Genomic DNA, 2,702 nt, shown 5'->3' with positions numbered 1-2,702 from the left:
TGCGACCCTGAGGCGGCCAGACTTCTCGGGCGTCTTCGTGGGGCCGGTTCTCGCGCCTCGCATATTGGTTTTATTTGTCGCGCGCCGCGAGTCCGCCCCGGATTGCGCTGCGCTCCATCCGGGCTACATTCTTCCCCCACAACGTTGGAGTCCCCGGCAAAACCGGCTATGCATGCGCCGCTTGCAATGAGGACTTTGACTTGGCGACCGACAATGCCCCTTCGTCCGCGCCGTTCGGCGCGTTTGCGCCGAACGCGGCGCAGGCCGCGATCATTCGCCTCGCGACACAATCGAGGCTGAAGCGCGGCGCGTTCCGGCCCTGGATGTCGCGGCTGGTGAACCTGCTGCGCGGCGGCCCGATCGACGTGCAATACCAGGGTGCATCGTTTCGCTTCTATCACCAGGGCAGCGCGACCGAGCGCGGCGCGCTGTTCAATCCGGACTACAATCTCGACGAGCTCGACTTCCTGCGCCGGCACACTCCGGAGGGCGGCGTGTTCGTCGACGTCGGCGCCAATGTCGGCACCTTCGCACTGGTGATGGCGCGACAGGTCGGGCCATCAGGGAAAGTGATCGCGATCGAGCCGCATCCGATGACCTTTGGGCGGCTCTCATTCAACCAGGCCGCGTCGAAAGCGACGCAGGTGCGCCTGTTGCAGGCGGCCGCCGGCGACAGCGACGGCGAGCTGATGATCGAGAGCGGCGGCGGCAATCTCGGTGCCACGCATGTCGTCACCGGCACGGCCAGCGCGGAGGCCATCAAGGTTCCCTCGCTGCGGTTGACGCGCATTCTCGACGAGGCCGGCGTGACGAAGGTGGACGCGTTGAAGATCGACGTCGAGGGCTTCGAGGATCGCGTGCTGATCGGCTTCTTCCGCGACGCGCCGCAATCGCTATGGCCGCGCGCGGTGGTGATCGAGCATTTGTCACAGAAGGAATGGCGGGAAGATTGCATCGCCGACATGGTCGCGCGCGGCTTTGTGGTTGCGCGCAAGACGCGGAGCAATACGTTCCTGTCGCGCTGACGACGAACGACGGAGGTTGCGATGATCGACCATATGGGCTTCCCGGTCTCCGACTATGAGCGCGCCAAGGCGTTCTACGCCAAGGCATTGGCGCCGCTCGGCTACGGCCTGATCATGGAGGTCACGCAGGAGCAGACCGGACACGATCCGGCCGCCGGCTTCGGCGCCGACGGCAAGCCGGATTTCTGGATCGGCGGCGAGGGCGCGCTGAACAAGCCGGTGCATGTCGCGATCCTGGCGAAAGACCGCGCCACGGTGGACGCGTTCTACAAGGCGGCGATTGCGGCGGGCGGGCGCGACAACGGGCCGCCCGGCATCCGGGCCCATTATCATCCGACCTATTATGGCGCCTTCGTGCTCGATCCTGACGGTCACAACATCGAGGCGGTTTGCCACGCGCCGGAATAGACAAGTTCCATCCTTCGGCCGGAACCTCGTTCCGCGCGCGCCGTTGTCGTCCCTTGCAAGAAGGAGCACGACATGGCCAACGACAATGCCCGCGACGTCGATCGCGTATGGGATCTGATGAAGACGATCGGATTCGCGATGCTGGTGACGCGCGATGGCGACAAGCTCCGCGCGCGGCCGATGAGCGCCTATCTCGACCGCAACGCGAACACGATTTATTTCCTCACCGACGCGCGGCGTCACAAGGACGAGGAGATCGCGCGCAATCCGTCGATCAATCTGTCGTTCGCGGATGCGGGCAGCCAGAAATACGTGTCGCTGACGGGCACCGTAACGGTCTCCAACGACCGCGCGAAGATCAAGGAGCTGTTCTCGACGCCGGCCAAGGCGTGGTGGGATTCTGCGGAAGATCCCAACATCCGCGTGCTCAAGATCACGCCTGACGATGCCGAGTTCTGGGACTCGCCGGGCACCGTGATCTCCTATGTGAAGATGGCGGCCGCGGCAGTGACGAACACGCGGCCCGATCTCGGCGACAACCGCAAGGTCCAGATGTAATGCCGATCGAGCCGCCCGAGATTCCGCCGTCGACACCGGGCACGCCGACCGAGCCGCCGCCGGGGATTCCACCGGGTAATCCCCAGCCTGAAATCGCGCCGCCGGTGCGCGAGCCCGGCTCGCCAGCACCGCCCGACGAATTGCCGGGCCGCATGCCTGAAGAGATTCCATCGCGCGGGCCGAACGGGCCGCTCACGCCGAATCCCGCGACGGACGCAAGTCCGCCGCGGGATCGCGCATGAGGCGACGCATCACATCCGAGCCAATTGCAACCTGCGTCTGAATGCGCAATGAACGTCACCATAGTGAGGTGATTTGCGTGCAGAAATAAATCGGGCCGCGTCCGCTTCGTCCGCCACAATCCGGCCTAACGCGTAGCTGTTCATCCCAGCACTTCGTCAAAGAACCTTCCGGGGAAGTTCACCATCATGACTAATCTTCGTTTCGTGCTGCTTGCCACCACGGCTCTGACCGCGATGCAGTTCGCAAGCTCCGCATCGCATGCGCAAGGCGCGCAGCCGCTCGTCGTCGCGCAGGCGCAGCCACAAGAGACCGGCCCTGACGGAAAACCGAAGCAGGCGCCGAAGGGACCGCCAGCGGCCGCGCCGCCTGCGGCGCCCGCGCGCCCGGCCGCACCGCCGCCCGCAGCTGCACCGCCCCATCCGCCCGCGCCGCCTCCTCCGGCTGCCGCACCGCCGCGCCCAGCAGCGC

General features: G+C 65.8%; 4 protein-coding genes and 1 pseudogene. All 5 read left to right on the top strand.

All coding sequences use genetic code 11. The features are described from left to right. Positions 1 to 200: 200 nt before the first annotated feature. Positions 201 to 1,025, top strand: coding sequence for an FkbM family methyltransferase (locus AC0L2J_RS30865; protein ID WP_035973482.1), 825 nt, complete (start codon positions 201 to 203; stop codon positions 1,023 to 1,025). 21 nt (positions 1,026 to 1,046) lie between these two features. Next, positions 1,047 to 1,433, top strand: a complete 387-nt coding sequence (locus AC0L2J_RS30860; protein ID WP_007604221.1) for a VOC family protein — start codon at positions 1,047 to 1,049, stop codon at positions 1,431 to 1,433. A gap of 72 nt (positions 1,434 to 1,505) precedes the next feature. Beyond that, complete coding sequence (locus tag AC0L2J_RS30855; protein WP_007604219.1) at positions 1,506 to 1,991, top strand: pyridoxamine 5'-phosphate oxidase family protein; 486 nt, start codon at positions 1,506 to 1,508, stop codon at positions 1,989 to 1,991. After that, positions 1,991 to 2,233: a hypothetical protein gene (locus AC0L2J_RS30850; protein WP_007604217.1), complete on the top strand. Its 243-nt coding sequence runs from the start codon at positions 1,991 to 1,993 to the stop codon at positions 2,231 to 2,233. The genes AC0L2J_RS30855 and AC0L2J_RS30850 overlap by 1 nt, the downstream gene beginning before the upstream one ends. Before the next feature lie 186 nt (positions 2,234 to 2,419). After that, positions 2,420 to 2,702: pseudogene (locus AC0L2J_RS30845) on the top strand (OmpA family protein); the annotation flags it as partial.

This window comes from Bradyrhizobium sp. MV1.5, assembly GCF_055807615.1.
This window is presented reverse-complemented; position numbering and strand designations above follow the sequence as displayed.

Coding starts and splice junctions, on each gene's coding strand:
- AC0L2J_RS30860 (WP_007604221.1), top strand. CDS start 1,047: ATGATCGACCATATGGGCTTCCCGGTCTCCGACTATGAGCGCGCCAAG.
- AC0L2J_RS30855 (WP_007604219.1), top strand. CDS start 1,506: ATGGCCAACGACAATGCCCGCGACGTCGATCGCGTATGGGATCTGATG.
- AC0L2J_RS30850 (WP_007604217.1), top strand. CDS start 1,991: ATGCCGATCGAGCCGCCCGAGATTCCGCCGTCGACACCGGGCACGCCG.